The sequence below is a fragment of the Streptomyces sp. NBC_01261 genome, assembly GCF_036226385.1.
GTDB lineage: Bacteria > Actinomycetota > Actinomycetes > Streptomycetales > Streptomycetaceae > Streptomyces.
Genome location: NZ_CP108463.1, coordinates 9,523,438 through 9,543,946, shown reverse-complemented (window position 1 = coordinate 9,543,946; position 20,509 = coordinate 9,523,438). Strand labels below are relative to the sequence as shown.

General features: G+C 70.8%; 17 protein-coding genes and 1 pseudogene. 12 read left to right on the top strand and 6 right to left on the bottom strand.

What is annotated here, in order from left to right:
• Positions 1 to 83 precede the first annotated feature (83 nt).
• From OG226_RS42400 to OG226_RS42385, 4 genes are all read left to right on the top strand, one after another.
• Entirely contained in the window at positions 84 to 1,361 is a 1,278-nt protein-coding gene (locus tag OG226_RS42400; protein WP_329353680.1) for a GAF domain-containing protein, read from the top strand.
• A gap of 506 nt (positions 1,362 to 1,867) precedes the next feature.
• Complete coding sequence (exaC, locus tag OG226_RS42395) at positions 1,868 to 3,391, top strand: acetaldehyde dehydrogenase ExaC (protein ID WP_328684874.1); 1,524 nt, start codon at positions 1,868 to 1,870, stop codon at positions 3,389 to 3,391.
• Positions 3,392 to 3,951: 560 nt separating this feature from the next.
• Complete coding sequence (locus OG226_RS42390) at positions 3,952 to 5,589, top strand: serine/threonine-protein kinase (RefSeq protein WP_329352056.1); 1,638 nt, start codon at positions 3,952 to 3,954, stop codon at positions 5,587 to 5,589.
• Complete coding sequence (locus tag OG226_RS42385) at positions 5,586 to 6,341, top strand: hypothetical protein (RefSeq protein ID WP_329352055.1); 756 nt, start codon at positions 5,586 to 5,588, stop codon at positions 6,339 to 6,341. The genes OG226_RS42390 and OG226_RS42385 overlap by 4 nt, the downstream gene beginning before the upstream one ends.
• 187 nt (positions 6,342 to 6,528) lie before the next feature.
• On the opposite strand, the gene OG226_RS42380 is transcribed toward OG226_RS42385, so the two are convergent.
• Together OG226_RS42380 and OG226_RS42375 are read right to left on the bottom strand one after the other, a co-directional pair.
• Complete coding sequence (locus OG226_RS42380; protein ID WP_329352054.1) at positions 6,529 to 9,078, bottom strand: MMPL family transporter; 2,550 nt, start codon at positions 9,076 to 9,078, stop codon at positions 6,529 to 6,531.
• 73 nt (positions 9,079 to 9,151) lie between these two features.
• Positions 9,152 to 10,456, bottom strand: coding sequence for a serine hydrolase domain-containing protein (locus OG226_RS42375; protein ID WP_329352053.1), 1,305 nt, complete (start codon positions 10,454 to 10,456; stop codon positions 9,152 to 9,154).
• A 283-nt stretch (positions 10,457 to 10,739) separates the two neighbouring features.
• Here OG226_RS42375 and OG226_RS42370 point away from each other — a divergent pair, with 283 nt between their 5' ends.
• From OG226_RS42370 to OG226_RS42360, 3 genes are all read left to right on the top strand, one after another.
• On the top strand, positions 10,740 to 12,077 hold the full coding sequence (locus OG226_RS42370) for a sensor histidine kinase (protein ID WP_329352052.1): 1,338 nt from the start codon (positions 10,740 to 10,742) through the stop codon (positions 12,075 to 12,077).
• Positions 12,062 to 12,706, top strand: a complete 645-nt coding sequence (locus tag OG226_RS42365) for a response regulator transcription factor (RefSeq protein WP_328684828.1) — start codon at positions 12,062 to 12,064, stop codon at positions 12,704 to 12,706. Before OG226_RS42370 ends, OG226_RS42365 begins: the two co-directional genes overlap by 16 nt.
• Positions 12,707 to 13,032: 326 nt before the next feature.
• On the top strand, positions 13,033 to 13,560 hold the full coding sequence (locus OG226_RS42360; protein WP_328684827.1) for a hypothetical protein: 528 nt from the start codon (positions 13,033 to 13,035) through the stop codon (positions 13,558 to 13,560).
• A gap of 123 nt (positions 13,561 to 13,683) precedes the next feature.
• On the opposite strand, the gene OG226_RS42355 is transcribed toward OG226_RS42360, so the two are convergent.
• Positions 13,684 to 14,370: a DUF2848 domain-containing protein gene (locus OG226_RS42355; RefSeq protein ID WP_328684826.1), complete on the bottom strand. Its 687-nt coding sequence runs from the start codon at positions 14,368 to 14,370 to the stop codon at positions 13,684 to 13,686.
• Between the two features lie 195 nt (positions 14,371 to 14,565).
• Between OG226_RS42355 and OG226_RS42350 the strand changes: the two genes are divergently transcribed.
• Genes OG226_RS42350 through OG226_RS42340 form a run of 3 tightly spaced genes read left to right on the top strand, consistent with a single transcriptional unit; the run spans position 14,566 to position 17,133 of the window.
• Positions 14,566 to 15,963 carry an MFS transporter gene (locus OG226_RS42350; protein WP_329352051.1) on the top strand — a complete coding sequence of 466 codons (1,398 nt, stop codon included), beginning with the start codon at positions 14,566 to 14,568 and terminating at the stop codon, positions 15,961 to 15,963.
• Between the two features lie 43 nt (positions 15,964 to 16,006).
• Positions 16,007 to 16,798, top strand: coding sequence for a carbon-nitrogen hydrolase family protein (locus tag OG226_RS42345; RefSeq protein ID WP_329352050.1), 792 nt, complete (start codon positions 16,007 to 16,009; stop codon positions 16,796 to 16,798).
• The gene (locus OG226_RS42340; protein WP_329352049.1) at positions 16,795 to 17,133 is read left to right on the top strand and encodes a cupin domain-containing protein; all 339 of its coding nucleotides are present in this window, start codon (positions 16,795 to 16,797) and stop codon (positions 17,131 to 17,133) included. Before OG226_RS42345 ends, OG226_RS42340 begins: the two co-directional genes overlap by 4 nt.
• A gap of 15 nt (positions 17,134 to 17,148) precedes the next feature.
• Here the strand turns inward: OG226_RS42340 and OG226_RS42335 are convergent, their stop codons facing one another.
• On the bottom strand, positions 17,149 to 17,775 hold the full coding sequence (locus tag OG226_RS42335; RefSeq protein ID WP_329353679.1) for a GntR family transcriptional regulator: 627 nt from the start codon (positions 17,773 to 17,775) through the stop codon (positions 17,149 to 17,151).
• 247 nt (positions 17,776 to 18,022) lie between these two features.
• On the opposite strand from OG226_RS42335, the gene OG226_RS42330 reads away from it, so the two are divergent.
• Complete coding sequence (locus OG226_RS42330; protein WP_328684822.1) at positions 18,023 to 18,517, top strand: peptidylprolyl isomerase; 495 nt, start codon at positions 18,023 to 18,025, stop codon at positions 18,515 to 18,517.
• A 46-nt stretch (positions 18,518 to 18,563) separates the two neighbouring features.
• Here the strand turns inward: OG226_RS42330 and OG226_RS42325 are convergent, their stop codons facing one another.
• Both OG226_RS42325 and OG226_RS42320 read right to left on the bottom strand, forming a co-directional pair.
• Positions 18,564 to 19,139 (bottom strand): prolyl oligopeptidase family serine peptidase, encoded by a 576-nt coding sequence (locus OG226_RS42325; protein ID WP_329352048.1) that lies wholly within the window; start codon positions 19,137 to 19,139, stop codon positions 18,564 to 18,566.
• Positions 19,140 to 19,240: 101 nt separating this feature from the next.
• On the bottom strand, positions 19,241 to 19,630 hold the full coding sequence (locus tag OG226_RS42320) for a DUF7134 domain-containing protein (RefSeq protein WP_329352047.1): 390 nt from the start codon (positions 19,628 to 19,630) through the stop codon (positions 19,241 to 19,243).
• Positions 19,631 to 19,829: 199 nt separating this feature from the next.
• Here OG226_RS42320 and OG226_RS42315 point away from each other — a divergent pair.
• A pseudogene (locus tag OG226_RS42315) lies at positions 19,830 to 20,420 on the top strand (ABC transporter ATP-binding protein); the annotation flags it as partial.
• Positions 20,421 to 20,509: the final 89 nt, after the last annotated feature.

The window sequence follows — 20,509 nt, the reverse complement described above, 5'->3', positions numbered from 1 at the left end:
CGCCGTGTCGCTGTCGTGTCATCGCCGTATCGCCGCTGTACCGCTGCCGCACCGCCGTCGTATCGACTTCAGGGGAGGCCGAGTTGACCGATCCATGGGTGGCCCTGGAGCCGGGGGCCGACCCTGCCGAGCGGGTGCGGGTGCTGCGCCGGGCGCACGAGACGTTCGCCGTGGCGGGTACGGTGCCGCAGCCGGTGCGGTCGGTGGTGGCCGATTCCTGGCGGCGTTCCGCGCGGGCCGGTGTCGGTCCCGAGGGCACGGCGAGTGTGGAGCTGACGGACGGCGACCTGGGTGTCTATCGCGCGGAGCATCCGCTGGCGCGGGTGATGCCGCTGATACGGGAGTTGGTGGGCACGTTCGCCGCGGACGGCGAGCATCTGCTGGCGGTGTGCGACGCGCAGGGCAGGCTGTTGTGGGTCGAGGGTGATCCGGCGACCCGGCGGAAGGCGGGCCGGATGAACTTCGTGCCGGGTGCGCGCTGGGCGGAGAGTGCGGTCGGGACGAACGCGCCGGGTACGGCGGTCGCCGTGGACCGGCCGGTGCAGGTGTTCGCGGCCGAGCACTTCATCCGGCAGGTTCAGCCGTGGACGTGTGCGGCGGCTCCGGTGCACGATCCGCGCACGGGGCGGGTCCTCGGTGCAGTGGACATCACCGGCGGGAACGGGCTGGCGCATCCGCACAGCCTGGGCTTCGTGCAGGCGGTGGCGCGGGCCGCCGAATCCCAACTGGCCCTGCTCGCACCGGAACAGACGTATGTCGACGGGCCCGAGCTGACGGCACTGGGCCGGGACGAGGCCCAACTGTGCGTCCACGGCCGCAAGATGAGGCTGAGCCGCCGGCACAGCGAGATCCTGGTGCTGCTGGCCCGGCATCCCGAGGGGCTGACCGGCGACGAGTTGCTGTGCGCGCTGTACGAGGACGAGTCGGTGCCGCCGGTGACGTTGCGGGCCGAACTGGCGCGGCTGCGGCGGCTGTTGGGGCCGGGCCTGCTCGCCTCGCGTCCGTACCGGCTCACGTCACCGGTCGAGTCCGATGTGGCGATCGTAGAGCGGCGGCTGGAAGGGGGTGCGGTCATGGGGGCGGCGACGGCGTACACGGGTCCGTTGCTGCCCGGTTCGCAGGCACCGGCGGTGGTCCGGCTCAGGACCCGCCTCGCCGACGGCCTCCGGACGGCGCTGATCGCCCGCCGCGACCCCGACCTGCTGGCGGACTGGGCGCACGCGCCGTGGGGCGAGGACGACCTCGACGTGTGGCGGGCCCTCGCGGCGATACGGCCGACGGCACCGGTACGTTCGCGACTCGCCACGCTGGAGTCAGAGCTGGCGGCGCCGGCGGGGTGGTCACGGCAGGCCGGCCGCTGACGTAACTCACGCTCGACGCAAGCCACTTGCCGCCCAGCCCGCCCTCCGGCTCTCGGCACACCTCCCGGCTTCCGCCCTCCGGCTCCTCGTTTCCGGCTCCCACCCTCCACCTTCCGGCTTCCGGTCTCGGCCCTCCGGCACCCCGCACCCAGCACCCAGCACCCAGCCCACCTTCCAGCTTCCGCCCTCCGGCTCCTGGTTCGCGCCTTCCGCCTCGCACCTTCCACCTCGCGGCCCGCCTTCTGGCTTCCGGCACCGGGCTCCCGGCTCCCCGCCCGCCTTCCGACTTCCACCCCCGCCTTCCGGCACCCCCGCACCCAGCACCCCGCACACCTTCGGACGTCCACCTTCCGGCTTCCACCCCCGGCACCGGGCACCCGCACCCCAAACACCCCGACACCCCAACACCCCAACACCCGCGCAACCTACATGCAACGTCCTGCCCCCTAGCCTCGCGCCGAAAGCTGCCCAACGGCGGGCAGCGCTGTTCCGGGAGGCAGACCAGGATGACCCGTTACACGGCACCCGGCACCGAGGGCGCGATCGTCTCCTACCAGGCGCGCTACGACCACTTCATCGGCGGCGAGTACGTGCCGCCGGCCCGCGGGCAGTACTTCGAGAACCCGTCACCGGTGAACGGGCAGCCGTTCACGGAGATCGCGCGCGGCACCGCGGAGGACGTGGAGCGGGCGCTGGACGCGGCGCACGCGGCGGCGCCGGGGTGGGGACGGACGTCGGTGACCGAGCGTTCCGACATCCTGCTGAAGATCGCCGACCGGATGGAGGCGAACCTGGAGCCGCTCGCGGTCGCCGAGAGCTGGGAGAACGGCAAGCCGGTCCGCGAGACGCTCGCCGCCGACATCCCGCTCGCCATCGACCACTTCCGCTACTTCGCGGGGGCGATCCGCGCGCAGGAGGGTTCGCTGGGCGAGGTCGACGACGACACGGTGGCGTACCACTTCCACGAGCCGCTCGGGGTCGTCGCGCAGATCATCCCGTGGAACTTCCCCATCCTGATGGCGACTTGGAAGCTGGCGCCGGCGCTCGCGGCGGGCAACGCGGTCGTCATCAAGCCGGCCGAGCAGACCCCGGCGTCCATCCACTATTGGATGAGCCTGATCGCGGACCTGTTGCCGCCCGGCGTGGTGAACATCGTCAACGGCTTCGGCGTCGAGGCGGGCAAGCCGCTCGCGTCCAGCCCGCGGGTGGCGAAGGTCGCCTTCACCGGCGAGACCACGACAGGGCGGCTGATCATGCAGTACGCCTCCGAGAACATCAAGCCGGTCACGCTGGAACTCGGTGGCAAGTCGCCGAACATCTTCTTCGACGACGTGTCGTCGGCGAACGACGACTTCCTCGACAAGGCGCTCGAAGGCTTCACGATGTTCGCGCTCAACCAGGGCGAGGTGTGCACCTGCCCCTCACGGGCGATCATCCAGCGCGGCCACTACGCCGACTTCCTCCAAGCGGCCGTCGCCCGCACCGAGTTGATCAAGCCGGGCCACCCGCTCGACACGGACACGATGATCGGCGCGCAGGCGTCCAACGACCAGCTGGAGAAGATTCTCTCCTACCTGGACATCGGCCGGCAGGAGGGCGCGAAGATCCTCACGGGCGGCGAACGCCTCGACTACGACGGCGAGTTGAAGGGCGGCTACTACGTCCAGCCGACGATCTTCGAGGGCGACAACCGGATGCGGATCTTCCAGGAGGAGATCTTCGGGCCGGTGGTGTCGGTGACGTCGTTCGACGACTTCGACGACGCGATCAAGGTCGCGAACGACACGCTGTACGGCCTCGGGGCGGGCGTGTGGACCCGGGACATCAACACGGCGTACCGCGCGGGCCGGGCGATCCAGGCGGGCCGGGTGTGGACGAACTGCTACCACGCGTACCCCGCGCACGCGGCGTTCGGCGGCTACAAGCAGTCCGGCATCGGTCGCGAGAACCACAAGATGATGCTGGACCACTACCAGCAGACGAAGAACCTCCTCGTGTCGTACTCGCCGAAGAAGCTGGGCTTCTTCTAGACCTGAATCGAGAGGATCTGTCTCCTCGTCCTGCACGGCCCTGCGAACCTGCCCCCACCGCGGTTCGAGCAGCGCCTTGGAGGAGACCTCCAACGCCCTGACCAGCGATCCCATACCGCGATCTCCCGGCCTGCCGAGCGCCGTCGTCCACACCGGGAGAAGGCGGGCGCCGGCGAGGACGCCCGACTCCCGCCGCAGACGGCGGAGGGGCGTCGCGCGTACCTGCGCGAGGGCCGCGGGCAGACCCTCGTCCGGAACGGACGGGGTGAGGAAGTCGGGGAGGTAGCCGACGGCCGGGACGAGCGTCCCCAGCCGGCAGGCGGCGCAGACGAGCTCCCACAGCGAATCGGGACGCCGGGCCAGACGGATGGGGACGAGTGGCAAGCGCACTTTGGTTGGCTGCGCTGTCGCCACCGGCAGACCCGACCGCTCACGCCGACGAAGAGGGACCGGCATTGTCCTGTCCCGCAACCGCCGTGGCTGAAAAGGTGTCTCTCAACGCAATGGTCCAGCCGCCTCGGGAATCGGTCAGGTACGGCGGCAGCCGTCTGGGGGATGACGTGAGCACATGGGTGGTGCCCGGATACACCGAGTCTCTTGAGCTCGGGTCTGGTGCGAGCGGTCGCGTCGTGCTGGCCGTGCACGCGGACACCGGCGTACGGGTCGCGGTGAAGTACCTCAGCGAGTCCCTGCGCACGCGGCCCGGTTTCGTGCACGATTTCCGGGCGGAGGCGCGCCTGCTCGGCGGACTGCACAGCCTGTACGTGACTGGCCTGTACGAGTACGTGGAGAGCCCGCAGGGCGCCGCCATCGTCATGGAACTGGTGGACGGTGTCTCGTTGCGGACGCTGCTGACCCGTCAGGGGCCACTCGATCCCGAAGCCGCGCTCGTCCTTCTCAAGGGATCGCTGCTCGGTCTCGCCGACGCACACCGCGTCGGCGTCGTCCACCGCGACTACAAGCCGGAGAACGTCCTGGTCGAGACGGACGGATCGTCCAAGCTCGTCGACTTCGGTATCGCGGTGGACGCGGGCACCAGCGCGGGTGTGGCCGGAACCCCGTCCTACATGGCCCCCGAGCAGTGGACCGGCGCCCCCGCCTCCTGCGCCGCGGACGTGTACGCGGCCACGGCCACCTTCTTCGAGTGCCTGACGGGACACAGACCCTACTCGGGTGACAACATCGCCGAACTGGCCCTCCAGCACGTCGACGCCCCCGTCCCCGTGGACGAGGTCCCCGCAGCGGTGCGCGAGCTGGTCCGTCGCGGTCTGGCCAAGGAACCGGACCAACGGCCGGCACAGGCCGAGGCGTTCGTGACGGAACTGGAGACGATCGCCGGCGCCGTGTACGGGGCCGATTGGGAGGCACGGGGCCGCGCCCGGCTCGCCGCCTTGGTGGCCCTTCTGGCGCTGCTGCTGCCCTCGGCCCGCTCCCCCCGATCCACCACGGACACCGCGCGTACGATCCTGAGGCAGGCTCCACGGCACGACTGGGCCCGGTCATGGCGGCCCGGCCGAGCCGGCATGCTCGTCTCGGCTGCCGCCGTAGTCCTGGGCCTCCTGCTCACCTACGGAGTGCGGCAGGCTTCGGCGGGCGCCGCCGAGCCGACCGTCGATGCCCTGGCCACCACCACGGCCCGGGCCGGCACCGGAGCGGCGCCGCCCACCGCCCCGCCCACGGCGCCCACTCCGTCAGGCGACCTGTCGCCGACATCCGGCGTCTCCCCCTCGGGCCCGTCGGCCACCCCGACCGGTCAACCCTCCGCCACCGCCTCCGCCACCGGCTCCCCCACACAGGCGACGACGCCCAGCGAGGCGCCCACGTCCACGCCGGCGACACCGACGACCGCCTCTTCCACCCCGCCTGTCGCTCCCGCCGTCAAGAACGTCGCGGTATCGGCCTTCAGCCAGACGGGCCCCACGACCTCCACCGCGACCATCACCGTCACCACTGACGGCAGCGGGCCGATCTCCGTCAGCGTCTCGTGGTTCACGGAACAGGCGAGCGGAGGGGCCGGCTCCCCCGACGGTGCGTCCCAGACCTTCGAGCGCAGCGGAGCCACCCAGTACACGATCACCGTCGACCACACCTTCCAGAACGACGGCTGCTACTGGACGGTCCAGGCCACGACCACTCCGGCGCCGGCTTCCGGCGGCGCCTCGCAGCAGATCCTGACCAGGCGGTGTGAGATCCGATGACCGCTCAGAGCGACAACGCGCCCACGCCGGCGGTGAACGGTGAAGAGCCCACGTGGGCGCTCGCACCCGCCGACGCGCACAGCACCACACTCCGTCTCGGGCCCACCCAAGGCCACGTCCCCGACGACCGGACCTCCGGCCCCGACAGCGAGTACAGCGCCACCGTGCTGGCCAGCCACTGGATCCAGCGCCCCGAAACGGACGACACCCTCGTCGAGCCGGTCCCGGCGAGCGCTTCCCCGACCCGGCCCGACCGCGTCGAGGGCAGCGTGCTGCGATTCGGGCCCGGCGTGACGGCCGCCGTCGCGCACCGCACCGTCCAGACGCTTTCCGCGACGTCGTCGGCTCCCGCGCCCTCCGGTCGGAGGCTGCGCAGGAACACTCTGCCGACGCTGCTGGTGGTAGCCGTCCTCGTCTTCCTGGCCTGGCAGCGCTTCGGGCAGTCCGTGGCGGTCACCCAGGTCGCTGTCACGGCGAGTCCGACGGTTCTGGGATGCGACGGCACCGCGGACATCGTCGGTCTGGTCACCACCAACGGCCGTCCCGGCACCCTCTCCTACCGATGGGTCCGAAGCGACGGCACAGCGTCCGACGTTCTGCACGAGGTGATGGTCCGGGGGGAGCGACACGCGCGCCTGCACCTTCGATGGACCTACCGGGGACCGGGCCACCGCGCGGCACGGGCGGAACTGCGCATCCTGTCTCCCGGTCACCGGGCGACCACCGCACACTTCTCGTACGACTGTCCCTGACGGCCGACCGAGGTCGTCGAGTTCGGCCAGGTACACGTGTCCGCTGACGGCGGTCCGGGCGGCCGGGCGCCGGATCTGGTCGACGAAGTCGGGCAGGTGCCAGGCCACCAGGTGTGTCCGGCGCGGCCGGGGTCAGCGGGTTCGCGACTGGCCGGATCGACAGTGACCGGTGAATGCGTCGGTTCGGTCAGCGGAGCGAGTCGTTCGAGGCCGGGTCGGCCGTGGCGTCGGCATGGAGTGCGATGTCCGCCAAGGCGATGCGGACGTTCGCACTCCGGACCTGGTGGGGCAGGGTGAGCGCGTCGGCCAGCCAACCGAGCCCGCAGATGCCGAGGGTGCACAGGTGCAGCAGCCCACGGCCGGTCCTGCCGAGATAGAAGTGGTGCATGCCGAACAGGCCGAAGAAGAACCACCACAGGTACGCCGCCAGGACCGACTTCGGAACACGCGGCCCGCGGTCCTGTCGTTGCGGTGACCCGTGGCGAACGGGCGCCACGCCCGGGTGGTGAGGAACCGACCCCGTCCGCTCCACCCGAGCCGCGGGCGCGGGGGCGGGGGCGGCGGGGACGGATTCGCGGGACGGCGCGCCCTCGATGGACACGCGCGGCAGGGTCCGCTCCAGCCAGGCGGGCAGCCACCAGTTCGCCCGTCCCAGCAGGTGCATCAGTGACGGGACCAGCACGGTGCGCAGGACGAAGGCGTCGATGGCGACGGCCGCGGCCAGTCCCACCCCGTACTCGGCGATGACCCGCTCGCCGCCGAAGACGAAGGCGGTGAAGACACAGATCATGATCAGGGCGGCGGCGTTGATCAGCCGACCGGTCTCGGCCTGACCGGTGCGGATGGCGCGGTGGTTGTCGCGGGTGCGTTCCCACTCCTCGTGCATCCGGCTGACGAGGAAGACCTGGTAGTCCATGGACAGGCCGAAGAGGATGGCCAGCATGATCACCGGGAGCTCGGCCTCCACCGGCCCGGCCTTCCCCAGGCCGAGGAGTTCGGAGCCCCATCCCCACTGGAACACGGCGACCACGACTCCGAAGGACGCGGCCGAGGCGAGCAGGTTCATCAGCGCGGCGGTCAGTGGCACCAGGACGCTGCGGAAGGCCAGCATCAGCAGCAGGCAGCCGAGTACGACGATCACTCCGAGGAACAGCGGCAGCTTGCCCGTCAGCAGGTCGGCGAGGTCGTCCGAGGCGGCCGTGGTACCGCCGACGTAGACCGTCAGGCCGCTCCCCCGCTCGGCGCTGGGGACAACCTCCTTACGCAGGTGGGCAATCAGGGTGCTGGTGGACTCGTCCTGCGGTGCGCCGGTCGGCGCCACGTCGATGACGGACAGTCCGGTCGCCGCGGTGACCCGGCCGGCCGTCGCCGACGCCACTCCGGGAGTACGGCGTACGGCCTCGACCAGTCTGTTCAGGGCCGGCCTGTCGCTGGGCGCGTCCAGTTGCGCGACCAGCACCAGCGGGCCGTTGGAGCCGGGGCCGAAGCCCTGGGCGAGCAGGTCGTACGCGGCACGGGTGGTCGTGCCCTTCGGGTCGTTCCCCGCGTCCGAGGTGCCCAGGCGCAGTGACAGCGCGGGCAGCGAGAGGACGGTGACCATGAGGAGCGCGGTCAGGGCGAACAGGGTCTTGCGTCGCTCGACCTGTTCGGCCCAGCGGCCTCCGGAGCGTGCCGTTCCCTGCGGCTGCGCACCGGCCCTCGGGTCGTGGGTGGACAGAACTCGCCGCTGACGCCTGGTCAGTAGCCTGCTGCCGAAGAGGCCCAGGAGGGCCGGCAGCAGGGTCACCGACGCGAGAACCGTGGCCAGTACGGCCGTCGCGGCGCTGATCCCCATTGCGCTGAGGGGGCCGATCCGCAGGACGAGCAGACCGAGGAGGGCGGTGACGACGGTGAGTCCGGCGAAGACCACCGCCCGTCCGGAGGTGTCCAGTGCGTGTACCGCTGCCTGCTCGGGCGTCAGGCCCCGTTGCAGGCCGGTCCGACAACGGGTGACGATGAACAGGGCGTAGTCGATGCCGACGCCGAGGCCGATCAGGGCGGCGACGGTCGGGGCGTCGCTGCCCAGGGTCATCACATGCGAGGTCAGCCCGACGGCGAGCAGCCCGGCACCGAGAGCGGCGACCGCGACCAACAAGGGCAGGAGCATGCCCAGTAGTGAGCCGAAGGCGACGAAGAGGATGATGCCGGCGGCGAGCAGCCCGATGGCCTCGGTGCCCTGTCCCCCGCCCTCGGCCACGAGGCTGATGGCCTGACCGCCGAGTTCCACCCGCAGATCACCGTCACGCACGGCCCGGGCGGTGTCGATGACCCGGGTGACGTCGGCGGCCGGTATCCGCTCGGCCTGCGCGTCGAACGTCACCGTCGCGTAGCCGGTCCGGCCGTCCTTACTGATCCGGGCCGCTCCGTCGGGGCCGTACATGCTGCTGACCGAAGTGACCGAGGGCAGTGCCGCGACCCGGTCCAGCATCGAGGTGACCTTCCGCCGGACAGCGGGGTCGCGGACCGACCCGTCGTGGCGCACGTGCACCACGATCTGATCGCTGTCCCCGGCCTGTCGGGGCTCGGACGTCTGGAGCCGAGCCTGTGCCTTGGACGATTCCAGTCCCGGCAGGCTGAACGCGTCGGAGTAGCTGGTGCCGAGCGTCGCGTACGGAACGGCGAGCGCGACCAGCAGGGCGGCCCAGATCCCGACGACGAGGAGGCGGTGCCGGAAGCACCATCTGGCCAGTGCGGACATGGCTGAGTAACTTCCTTTGATATGTGGGGAGTTGAGGAGAGGAGCAAGCGGGACGGAACGGTTTCTACGTCCATCAACCGGTCGACGGGGAAGGGGCCGTGGTGGGAATCGGCTTGCCGAGCATGGTGCAGATCGCGGCGTTCAGCAGGGCCTCGGTGGCTGCGGCGGGCTTGGGTGCCGCGATGCCGAAGATGGTCGGGACATGGACCGAGACGGTGCGTCGGCCCGTGTCGTCGGTGTAGTCCCAACTGGAGTAGCCAGGAGCCTGACCGTCGTGGCCCCAGACCGCGCCACAGGGCGTGAACTTCCGCTCCAGGCCGAGTCCGTAGCGGTTCGGATTGCCGTTCTCCTCCGCGACGGTGGTCTTCATCTCCTTGAGCTGGGCGGGCGGCAGGAGCTTGCCGGACAGCAGCGCGGTGTCGAAGCGGGCCCAGTCCTGTGCGGAGGAGACCATGCTCCCGGCGGCCCACTCCGTGTTCTCGTTGATCCAGGTGGCGTCGACGTGACCGGCGGGGCGGGCGGGGCCGACGAACACAGTCCCTGCGGGGATGCCGGGCCAGAGCACCGGGCCCAGGTGGGCGGGGTCGGGTTCGTAGCCGTGGGTGAGCCGGGGGCTCTTCGTCGTGTCGGAGCCGTTGACCAGGTAGGTGTTCCTCAGATGCAGCGGCTCGGCGATCCGTTCCCGGACCAGGTCGCTCAGGCTGTGTCCGGTGGCCTTCTCGGCGACGAGGCCGAGCGCGATGTAACCGGTGTTGCTGTAGGAGTACTTCGTACCGGGCGGGAACAGCGGGTCGTGCCGGACACCCGCGGCGATCAGCTCCTCGGGGGTCCACTGCCGGTCGTCCTGACCCGTGAACGTCTTCAGGACATCGGCGTCGTCCGGGATGATGTTGTACAGGCCGCTGGTGTGGTTGAGCAGCATCCGAAGGGTGATCGCGGAGCCGTTCGGGATGAGGCCGGGCAGCCATTTCTCGACCGGGTCGGTCAGTTTGAGCCGGTGTTCGGCGACCAGTTGGAGAACGAGGGTGGCAACCATCGTCTTCGTGTTGGAGCCCATCCGGAACTCGTCGCTCGCGGTCAGCGTGTGGTCGGCCCTGGCCCAGGACGCCTGACGGGCGATCGTGGCCGCCCGCCCGTGGCCGTTGTCGACGCGCACGAGAACGCCGGGGGCCCCGGCGCCGACGACCTGCTGGGCGAGCATTGCCAGTTGGGCCTCCTGAGCGTCCGTCACGCCGGACCGTCCGGTCGAGGTGCGCGCGGTGTCCTGCGCCGCGTCGGCCGCCGTGCAGGCCGTGACCGTGCACGTCAGTGCCGCAGCCAGGGCCAGCGTCAGGCAGACCTGCCGAGTGGAGCGCGGGCAGGGGGTGTTCCGGGGCATGAGGTGTCCTCCTCGATACGGGGCATGGGTTGCCGGGGCGGCCGGGGAGCGGATCCCTGAGGGGGCTGCCGCGCCGACGCCTTCCGACAGCTCCAGGCTTCCGGTGACGCGGACGAAGAACACTGGTGCTGGGCCCCGGCGATGGTGGAGGTATCCCCAGTGCGCGGACCCAAGTCGGCGGGTCATCATCAACTTCCGGCGCATGATGAACTGCCGCCCCGTCACGGTGACTTGCCGTCGGCCGTCCGTTCGACGCGGTACCGATGCACGACGATGGAGCGTGATGACCCATACCGGCGAGCAGCAAGTCCCGGTCGGCGCAGGGAAGTTGGTGGAACGTCCCGCGCTCGGCGTCGGCTGGAGGGCCGCTCTCACCCTGCGAGTGGGCCTGCTGGGCTGGTCGTTCGTCCTGCTGCTCGGTTCGGTCCTGGGTTTTGGCCTGCTCACCCTCTGGACCACCTCGCTGACGGTCGTCGCGTTCTGGGTCGGTATCCCGCTGACGCTGCTCTCGACCGTCCTGGTGCGCTGGTTCGCCGACCTGCACCGCCGGTGGGCCGCCGACCGACTCGGTGAACCGGTGGCCCGGTCCTACTCGCCCACCCAGGAGGGCAGTTGGCCGGTACAGCTGTGGGCCGTCCTGCGCGATCCGGCGACCTGGCGGGACTGGGCCTGGCTGGCGGTCAACTCGGTCACCGGGTGGTTCACCTGCGGGCTGTCGTTCCTGCTCTTCCTCTGCGGCGTCTTCTACCTCAGCTATCCGCTGGTGTTCGCGCTGACCCCTCCTGCGGTGTTCCGGACACCGCTGGGCAACGGTTTCCGTCTGCACGGCGTCGGGGAGTCGTTCGCCATGGTCCCGCTCGGCCCGGTGTTCCTTCTGCTCTGGTACACCACCGCCGTACGGCTGGCGAACCTCAACGCCCTGGTGATCCACTCCCTGCTCGGGCCCACCGCGCAGGCACAACTACGGGCGCGTGTGGCTCAGTTGGCCGCCTCGCGGGCCGAGACCGTCGACACCGGGGCGGACGAACTGCGCCGGATCGAACGGGACCTGCACGACGGGGCACAGGCCCGGCTGGTGTCACTGGGCATGAGCCTGGGGCTGGCCGAACAGCTCCTGCCCCAAGATCCGCAGGCCGTCGCGGAGTTGCTGGCCGAGGCCCGTGCGTCGACCGCCGGTGCCCTGGCCGAACTACGGGACCTGGTACGCGGCATCCATCCCCCGGTGCTCGCGGACCGTGGCCTCGACGGAGCCCTGAAAGCCCTGGCGCTGGCGAACCCGATATCCACGACGGTGGTCACCAGCCTGCCCGGACGGCTGCCCGCGCCGGTCGAGTCCGCGGCCTACTTCGCCGTCGCCGAGGCGCTGACCAACGCCATCAAGCACGCCCAGGCCCAACGCATCGAGATCGGCGTGGAGTTCACGCCCCGCCCCGGCACGACGGCGGGACTGCTGACCATGTGGGTGTACGACGACGGCCGCGGCGGTGCCGCCCTCGACGCCGGCACCGGTCTGCGGGGCGTCGCACGCCGCCTGTCGGCCTTCGACGGCACGCTGACCGCCGACAGTCCGCCCGGCGGACCCACCGAGATAAGGATGTCGCTGCCATGCGCATCGTCCTAGCCGAAGATCTCGCCCTGCTCCGCGAGGGCCTGATCAGGATCTTCCGGGCCAACGGCTTCGAGGTCGTCGCCGCCGTCGACAACGGCCCTTCCCTGATGCGGGCGTTGACCACCCACCGGCCCGATGTAGCGGTCGTCGACGTGCGGCTGCCCCCGACCTTCACCGACGAGGGGCTGCGCGCCGTGATCGACGCTCGCAAGCTCATCCCCGCCCTGCCCGTCGTGGTGCTCTCGCAGTACGTCGAGCAGCTGTACGCAAGGGAGTTGATGTCCGACCGCGCCGGGGCGGTGGGCTATCTGCTGAAGGACCGGGTCATGGCCGTCGACCAGTTCGTCGCCAACGTCCGGCAGGTCGCCGCCGGCAGCACGGTCATGGACCCCGACGTGGTCGCCGCCCTCCTCACCCACCGCTCCACAGACCCCCTCCTGCTGGAACTGACCCCGCGCGAGCACGAGGTCCTCTCCCTGATGGCCCAGGGCCGCACAAACGCGGCCATCGCCGGCCGGATGTACGTCAGCGAGAAGACCGTCAGCAAACACAGCGCCAACATCTTCACCAAACTCGGCCTCGAACCCTCCGACGACGACAACCGCCGGATCCTGGCAGTACTCGCCTACCTGGAGGGCTGAACCGCTCGCTGTGGCATAGGTGGCGAACAAGTCATCTCCATTTCCATGAAGGGCTCGTCCGCGATCTCCTGACTGCCACGGTCCTGGGCGATTGCGCGCATGGCCTGGGGGGTCTTCACCTCAAAGAGGGCAGAGGTCCGGAGACAACCAGGGGGAAGGTACCCCGGGCGCGTGGAGCACGCAGGATCGGACAAAGCGGTGCTCTGTGGTCTACGACCGTCCCCTCACCCGTGGGGAACATCCTCCGAACTCTGGCGGCCGGAGCCCGGTCGTCGAAATCGAGGAATCCGCTGTGCCCCGGCCTTGATGTGACGGAAGATCCCCGTATGACTCAACATCAGAGCGACCCGGCGTCGGCGACCGGCGCGGCCGACTCCTATCTGGCGGGGCTTCGTGAACGGCTTGCCGCCGACGGGTCGGTGGTGACCGGGACCACCTGGCGCGACCGCCCGGTGATGATAGGCAGCCGGTCGGACCGCAAGGCGCGGTGGTTCGGCACCAAGGCGGAACTGTTCGTCCTCGCCGCCTCGGTCCCCCAGGTCGACCAGGCCTTGCTGACCGAGTACACCGGGTGGGCGCTGGACTACGCGAAGAACCTGCGCGGCGGACTGTCCGGCGCCCGTAATGCCGCCCTGATCCTGCCCGCGCTGGTCACCGGCACCGCCCAGCCCGACGCGCGGACGTGGGCCGCCAAGGACGCCCGGGTCCTCGGAACGTCCCTGATCGGGCGGCCCATCACCGTGGAGACGTCGGGATCGGGAGTCACCCGGGTCACCATGTACCGGGGCGGGAGCAGGTACGGCGGGATGTTCACGGGGCACGTGCTGGAGAAGGCCGCGCTGTACTTCCCCTAGTGGCTCCCTCAGCAGCTTCCTGGCTCCCCAACTCCCTTGGTAACTCTCCCTGATTGATCGGGCATCGGGCATCGGGCGGAAACAGGGACGGGCGCCGGGAGTTCGCCCCGCCCGCTCACCTCGTCAGCCGATGGGCTCCGGCATAGGCCGGACGTCGTAGGAGAGGCCGATGACGTCCCCGCCCGCCGGGTCGGCCAGTTCGACGCGCCAGCTGTCGGCGAACTGGTCGACACCCGCGGCCATGGGGATGGTTCCGGAGATCAGGACGGTCCCGGGGATCAGGTCGCCGCGGGATCGCAGCACGTCGACCCAGTAGCCCGGAGTGAGGAGTTCGGCCAGCGTGCCGGTCTGGATCTCCGTCTCCGTGCCGGCATGACCGACCCAGGCCCGCAGCGTGATCTCGTCGATACGGGACTCCACATCGGCCAGCCGCCAGGCGCGGCGCGCCAGGACGTCCGGGCCGGCGTTCTTGCTCCACGCCACCCCGTGCACCTCCAGCTCGCGGTCGGTGTGATCGCACGCGGCGGTCAGCAGCAGCTCCCCACCCTCCGCGACGACCAGCGCCCACTCGGCCTCGCCGGACGTGCGCCCGTGCTGGACCGCGACCCGCTCCGTCTGCTGGGCGAGGTACGGCGAGACGGGATAGAGCGCCGGCGTCACGGACGGGCCCGGCACACCCAGCTCGGCGAGTTCCGCGACGTGCGCGGCGACATCGTCCTGGCTGCGCCCGGCGTACCCGGCGTTGAGGACCTGGACGACATCGACCTCGCGCGTCGATCCGTCGGGCAGTTCGAAGGTCAGCACGGACATGAGGGCACTCCCAGGGATCGGGGAACAGGGAACGGACCACGGAAAACGGGGACCGAGGACCGGGGATCGGAGAGCCGAGAGCGGTCCCCGGAATCTGGTTTCTCCGCGGTTGACTTCCGGCGCAGGGCTTGCGCATACGACCTGTATACAAGAAGTATGCCGGAAGGTCGATGTCTCCGAGCAAGGATGGGCACCATGCACGACACCCCGAAGAGCGGCACCGACGCTCCGAAGAGCGACGCCGGCGCCCCCCGGAGCGACACCGCCGCCGCGGCGAAACGATCCGGCGTCCGCCGCGCCTTCGTCGCCAGCCTCACCGGCACCGCCCTGGAGTGGTACGACTTCGCCGTCTACTCCGCCGCCGCGGCCCTCGTCTTCGGCGACCTCTTCTTCCCCTCCGAGGACCCGCTCACCGGCACCCTCCTCGCGTTCTCCACCTACGCGGTCGGCTACCTCTCCCGCCCCCTCGGCGGCTTCGTCTTCGGCCGCCTCGGCGATGTGATCGGCCGCAAGAAGGTACTGATCGCCACCCTCGTCCTGATCGGCGTGGCCACCTTCGCCATCGGCCTGCTGCCCGCCTACGGCACGATCGGCGTGGCCGCGCCCATCGCGCTGGTCGTGCTGCGCTTCGCCCAGGGCGTCGGCGTGGGCGGCGAGTGGGGCGGCGCGGTGCTGCTGTCCAGCGAGTTCGGCGACCCCCGCCGCCGGGGCTTCTACGCCTCCGCCGCACAGGTGGGCCCGCCCGCCGGCAACCTCCTCGCCAACGGTGTGCTGGCCGCCCTCGGCGCCCTGCTCACCGAGGCGCAGTTCGAGTCATGGGGCTGGCGGGTGGCGTTCCTGCTGTCCGGCGTCCTGGTCGGCTTCGGCCTGTGGATACGCGCCAAGCTGGAGGAGACCCCGGTCTTCAAGGCGATGGAGGCCGAACAGTCCCGCCCCCAGACCCCGATCCGCGAGGTCTTCACCACCCAGCCCCGCGCCCTGACCGCCGCGATCCTGTGCCGGGTCGGACCGGACGTCCTCTACGCGATGTTCACCGTCTTCGTCCTGACCTACGCCACCCAGGAACTCGACATGTCGCGCGGCTCCGCCCTCGCCGCCGTCCTCATCGGCTCCTCGGTCCAGGTCTTCCTGATGCCCCTGGCCGGCGCCCTCTCCGACCGCGTCAACCGCCGCTTGTTGTACGGCGTTTCAGCGGTCGCCGCCGCGGTGTGGCCGTTCGTGTTCTTCCCGATGGCCGCAGGCGGTTCCTGGCTGCCGCTCGCCGCCGGAGTCCTGGTCGCCCTGGTGATCCACTGCTGCCTCTACGGCCCGCAGGCCGCCTTCATCGCCGAACAGTTCTCGCCCCGGCTGCGCTACACCGGTTCCTCGCTGGCCTACACCCTGGCCGGCATCATCGGCGGCGCCATCGCCCCGCTCCTCTTCACCACCCTGCTGAGCGCCTACGACAGCTGGGTACCGCTGGCCCTCTACATCGCCCTCGCCTCCGCGATCTCCCTGGTGGGCGTCATGCTGGGCCGCAACCCCGAGGCCGCCGTCGACGAGGACGAACAGCTCGCCGCGCCGAAGACCCCGGTCACGGCAGACCTCCACTGACCCCACCCACACCAACCCGCCCCAGACAAGGAGGCACCGCCCCATGCGGATCGCCCTCAGCCAGCTCACCACCGGCCCCGACCCCGAGAAGAACCTGCGCCTCATCGAGGAGTGGACGCGCCGCGCCGCCGACGCCGGAGCCCGTGTCGTCGTCTTCCCGGAGGCGTCGATGGCCTGCTTCGGCACCCCGCTGACCCCGCTCGCCGAGCCCCTCGACGGCCCGTGGGCCGACGGCGTCCGCAAGATCGCCCGCACGACCGGCACGGTCGTCGTCGCCGGCATGTTCACCCCGGCCGACGAGGGCCGGGTGACCAACACCCTGCTGGCCACGGGATCCGGAGTCGAGGAGTCGTACGACAAGATCCATCTCTACGACGCCTTCGGCTTCCGTGAGTCCGAGAGCGTGGCCCCGGGTTCGCGCCCCGCCGTGATCGATGTGGACGGTGTCCGGCTGGGCCTGGCGACCTGCTACGACGTCCGCTTCCCGGAGCTGTTCCGGGCGCATGCCGACGCAGGGGCGGTGGGCACCCTGCTGGCGGCCTCCTGGGGCGCGGGCCCCGGCAAGCTGGACCAGTGGGAACTGCTGGTGCGGGCCCGCGCGTTGGACGCCACCGTCTGGGTCGCCGCCGTCGGCCAGGCCGATCCCGGCACCGGTCCTGGCCCGGTGCCGACCGGCATCGGGCACAGTCTGGTGGTGGGCCCGGACGGGACCGTCCGGGCCTCGCTCGGCGCCGATCCGGAGCTGCTCGTGACGGACCTGGACGTCGACGAGGTCGGCGCGGTCCGCGAGAAGACGTCCGTGCTGGCGAACCGGCGGCCGGAGGTGTGGCGATGAGCGGGCCCGAGTTGGAATTCCACCGGCCGGACGGGCCCTGGACTGCCCCGGCCGGCGCCGGACCCGGTGTCGAGGAGTGCGTGCTGGCCGAGGACCCGGAAAGCGGGCGGCGCACCGCGCTCGTGCGGTGGGCGCCGGGTACGGACTCCTCGGCCGCGGGCGTGGCCCTGCACGACGTGTGGGAGGAGGTCTATCTCGTCGAGGGAGCGATGCACGACCTGACGCTGGACCGCACCTTCACGGCGGGCATGTACGCCTGCCGTCCTCCGGGTATGCCGCACGGGCCGTGGACCTCGGTGGACGGCGTGACGATGCTCGTGATCACGTATCCCTGACTCCCGCGAAGGGGCTCAGCCGTCGAGGAGCACCTTGAGGGTCGACCGCAGGTGGTGGTCGATGGCCGCGCACGCCGCCTGCGCGTCACCGGCGGCGAGGGCGTCGACGATGGCCTCGTGCTCGTCGAGCACGGCCTTCTGCCGGCCCTGCTGGTTGAAGACGGCGACCACTCCGGCGCGGACCTGGCGGCTGCGCAGACCGTCGTAGTGCCGGTCCAGGAGGGTGTTTCCCACGGCCGCCACGAGGGACGCGTGGAAGCGGTGGTCCACGGCGATGAACTCGTGGGCCTCCTCGGCGCCGGTGAGCGCGCGCTGCTGTTCCAGGAGGGAGCCGAGTTCCTCCAGGGGCACCCGCTCGGCCGCGACCAGCCGCTCGGCCGCGTACCGCTCGACCAGGCCGCGCAGCTCCATCAGCTCCCGCACCTCGCGCCCCGTCAGCGGTGCCACCCGGGCACCGCGCTTGGGCACGAGTTCGACCAGGTCCTCCGCGGCGAGCATCAGCAGCGCCTCGCGGATGGGGGTGCGGGAGACACCGATACGATCGGCCAGCTCCTGCTCCGACAGGAAGGCCCCCTGCATCTCGGGGTCCGTCAGTACCGTGTCCTTGAGATACGCGTAGGCCTTCTCCCGACCGGACGCCACGGCAACCCCCAGACATCGCATACAGTTTGTATACCGACGCTACCACGCGCGTTCCCACCCGCCAGAGCCGCACGACGTCGGCCCGCACCCCGCCTCCGGAAGCCGGCGCCGACGCACGAGCTCTGCTCAGTGGATAGAGTTCGACGGACTGGACTCCGATCAGAGCCCTTTGACGTAACGGCCTGGTGTTCGGCACACGGCCACACCAGGCAGAGGGTGCAATACACCGAAAGTGACAGAATTGACCATGAGCAACGTCTACTTCGACATCACCATCGACGGCGCCCCCGCCGGCCGCATCGTCTTCAACCTCTTCGACGAGGTCGTCCCGAAGACCGCCCGCAACTTCCGCGAGCTGGCCACCGGGCAGAACGGTTACGGCTACGCCGGTTCCGGCTTCCACCGCGTCATCCCGCAGTTCATGCTGCAGGGCGGTGACTTCACCAACCACAACGGCACCGGTGGCAAGAGCATCTACGGTGAGAAGTTCGCGGACGAGAACTTCGACCTGAAGCACGACCGCCCGTACCTGCTGTCGATGGCGAACGCCGGCCGCAACACCAACGGCTCGCAGTTCTTCGTCACCACGGTCGTCACCTCGTGGCTCGACGGCAAGCACGTCGTCTTCGGCGAGGCCGTCGAGGGCACCGAGATCATCGACAAGATCGAGTCCCTGGGCTCGCAGTCGGGTTCCACCAAGGCCAAGATCGAGATCGCGGCGTCGGGCGTCGTCGAAGGCTGATCCAGCCCCGTACACGATCGTGACCGCGGGCCCCGGTGATGAAGTTTCATCGCCGGGGCCCGCGGCATGTCCGGGGCGGGACCACGGGGCGGACGCCACGCAGGCGCCGGCATACGCCCTCAGCCGTGCGAGGTCCGGTCCCCAGGAAGTCCGTGATCAGGTCCATCGTGCGGCGGGTGGACCAGGATCGCCCGACCTCCTCGTCGTCGTCGAGGACGGCCAGGTCGCCGTGGCCGGCACCGAGGACGGCGACGCGGGTCGAGTCGGCGCCGTGCGCGCGGAGGGCCTCGTGCAGCAGCAGCGTCTGGCTGGGCGAGACGACCGGGTCGGCGGTGCCGTGCGGGAGCAGGAAGGCGGGCAGCGCGGACACGGAGTCGAGGTGGCCGATCGGGTTCGCCTCGGCGGCGGCCTGCGGGGCGTCGGCCAAAGACGCGCCGCTGGTACGGCCGTTGACGAACAGGGCGGCGATGTCGTCCGCCCCCTCGTACGCCGCCTGGGTCGCCGGGTCGGAGTCGGCCGCGATCCTGGTCAGATCCGAGGCGCCGAAGTTGTCCACGACGGCCTGGCCAGCGGCCTCGGGGTCCGTCGTCGCGGGATCGAGCGGGGACCGGCCGCCGAGCACTCCGGTCAGCGCGGCCGGACAGCCCCCGGCCGACTCTCCCCACAGCGCGTCATCCCCAGCATCCGCTACCGGATCGGGGCCGCCACCGAACTCGACCTTAGCTACGAGGAGATCCTCGCCCGTGCCGCCGCCGGCCGGGCGACGTCGTCCGGGGTCAGCGCCGTCGCGACCGTCACGAGCAACAGGACGGCGAGGGGGTAGCGGCGTCGCCACGCGAGCGAGGCCGAGGCGAGGAACACCAGGATCACCAGGATCACCAGGCCGGTCATGCGGTGCCGGTGGGCCTCGTCGTAGCCGTCGCCCCACGCGTACTGCACCGACACGAAGGTGAGAACAAGCGCGAGCGCGGCGTCGACGAGCCGCTGTTGCCCCGTAGGACGCGGCAGTTGACCCCCGGGGCGCAGCAACGAGCCGACCGCCCGGCGCAGCCGAGCCGGAAACGGCCGATCATCCGGTACTGGTCGAGCCGGAGCTTCCTCTGCCACCGTCACCGGCCCATTCTCTCGGGTACCGACGGCGCCCGGAATCCCTCCGGCGGACGGGCCGCCTACATCCGTCGGCTACATCTCAAGGATGACGTCGTGACCCATCACCCCAGTGCGGTACGGCATTTGGTCCCGCCGACCGGCGCGCCCGGGCCGGTCGCCTTCCTGGCGTCGGGGCATCCGATCCAGAAGGGCCACCACGCCGATGCCGACACCCCTGCCCGTGCCACCACCCCTACCACCATCACTCATCGAACTCCTCAATGTGAGCCGCCGCTACGGCAGCGGGCCGCCCGCGTCGGAGGACGCGTCGCTGAGCGTGCGGGCCGGTGAGGCCGTCGCGGTCCTCGGACCGTCGGGCAGCGGCAAGTCGACGCTGCTGAACCTCATCGCCGGTCTGGACCGGCCGGACTCCGGGTCCGTCACGGTGGACGGGGTGCGGGTGGACCGGTTGGGCGAGGCCGGGGCGGCACGTTACCGGCGGGCGAAGATCGGCATGGTCTTCCAGTTCTTCCATCTGCTGGACGATCTCTCGGTCGCCGACAACGTGGCGCTGCCCGCACGGCTGGCGGGCCTCGGACGACGCGAGTCACACAACCGGGCGGCCGAGCTGCTGGAGTCACTTGACATCGCCCGGCACGCCGGCGCCCATCCGAACCGGCTGTCCGGCGGCGAACGCCAACGGGTAGCCGTAGCAAGGGCGTTGATGAACCGCCCCCCGCTCCTCCTCGCCGACGAACCCACCGGCGCGCTGGACTCGGCGTCCGGCGAGGAAGTCAGCCGCCTGCTGAGGGACGCCGAGTTGAAGCCACTGGGGGTCACCGCGAGTACCGACAGGTCCTCGAACGGCAGCGGCACCGTCCTCGACTCGCTCACCGCGCTGCT

Excerpts from the sequence above, each read along its gene's own strand:
- exaC (WP_328684874.1), top strand. The coding sequence starts at position 1,868 with ATGACCCGTTACACGGCACCCGGCACCGAGGGCGCGATCGTCTCCTAC.
- OG226_RS42385 (WP_329352055.1), top strand. The coding sequence starts at position 5,586 with ATGACCGCTCAGAGCGACAACGCGCCCACGCCGGCGGTGAACGGTGAA.
- OG226_RS42380 (WP_329352054.1), bottom strand. The coding sequence starts at position 9,078 with ATGTCCGCACTGGCCAGATGGTGCTTCCGGCACCGCCTCCTCGTCGTC.
- OG226_RS42375 (WP_329352053.1), bottom strand. The coding sequence starts at position 10,456 with ATGCCCCGGAACACCCCCTGCCCGCGCTCCACTCGGCAGGTCTGCCTG.
- OG226_RS42370 (WP_329352052.1), top strand. The coding sequence starts at position 10,740 with ATGACCCATACCGGCGAGCAGCAAGTCCCGGTCGGCGCAGGGAAGTTG.
- OG226_RS42365 (WP_328684828.1), top strand. The coding sequence starts at position 12,062 with ATGCGCATCGTCCTAGCCGAAGATCTCGCCCTGCTCCGCGAGGGCCTG.
- OG226_RS42360 (WP_328684827.1), top strand. The coding sequence starts at position 13,033 with ATGACTCAACATCAGAGCGACCCGGCGTCGGCGACCGGCGCGGCCGAC.
- OG226_RS42355 (WP_328684826.1), bottom strand. The coding sequence starts at position 14,370 with ATGTCCGTGCTGACCTTCGAACTGCCCGACGGATCGACGCGCGAGGTC.
- OG226_RS42350 (WP_329352051.1), top strand. The coding sequence starts at position 14,566 with ATGCACGACACCCCGAAGAGCGGCACCGACGCTCCGAAGAGCGACGCC.
- OG226_RS42345 (WP_329352050.1), top strand. The coding sequence starts at position 16,007 with ATGCGGATCGCCCTCAGCCAGCTCACCACCGGCCCCGACCCCGAGAAG.
- OG226_RS42340 (WP_329352049.1), top strand. The coding sequence starts at position 16,795 with ATGAGCGGGCCCGAGTTGGAATTCCACCGGCCGGACGGGCCCTGGACT.
- OG226_RS42330 (WP_328684822.1), top strand. The coding sequence starts at position 18,023 with ATGAGCAACGTCTACTTCGACATCACCATCGACGGCGCCCCCGCCGGC.